Below are 655 nucleotides of genomic sequence, written 5' to 3'. Positions count from 1 at the left end.
CCAAGAAGAACAGTAAGTCGACGCTTGCGGCGGGCATCATGATGACCGCGATGCTGGTCAACCAGCGCCAGTCGGCCGAATTCGCGATTCTCGCGCCGACGATCGAAGTCGCGAACAACAGCTTCGCGCCATCGCGGGACATGGTCAAGCACGAACCCGAGCTCGAGCCGATCTTTCAGGTTCAGGTGCACGTGAAGACAATCACGCACCGCATAACGGGCGCGACGCTCAAGGTTGTGGCGGCTGATGCCAATACGGTATCGGGCAAGAAGTCGGTCGGCACGCTTGTTGACGAGCTATGGCTGTTCGGGAAGATGGCGAACGCAGAGGACATGCTGCGCGAGGCCATCGGCGGTCTCGCGGCTCGCCCTGAAGGCTTCGTTATCTACCTGACCACGCAGTCGAACGAGCCGCCCGCAGGTGTGTTCGCCAAGAAGTTGCAGTATGCGCGCGACGTTCGCGACGGCAAGATTATCGACAAGCAGTTCGTGCCGGTCATCTATGAGCATCCACCGGAGATGGTGCGCTCGAAGGAACATCTGAAGGTCGAAAACTTGGCGATGGTCAATCCGAACTTCGGATTCTCTGTTGATCAGGCGTTTTTAGAGCGCGAGTTCCGCAAGGCGCGCGAAGAGGGCGAAGAGTCATTCCGGGG

General features: G+C 59.1%; 1 protein-coding gene. It reads left to right on the top strand.

Going from position 1 to position 655, the window contains the following annotated elements; genetic code table 11:
• Positions 1-655: terminase large subunit domain-containing protein (locus QCE79_RS33350; RefSeq protein ID WP_309851751.1), on the top strand; the 655-nt coding region annotated here is incomplete at both ends.

This window comes from Caballeronia sp. LZ003, assembly GCF_031451465.1.
Classification (GTDB): Bacteria; Pseudomonadota; Gammaproteobacteria; order Burkholderiales; family Burkholderiaceae; genus Caballeronia.
Note: the sequence above shows the minus strand (reverse complement) of the source record. Positions and strands in the feature narration are given on the sequence as shown.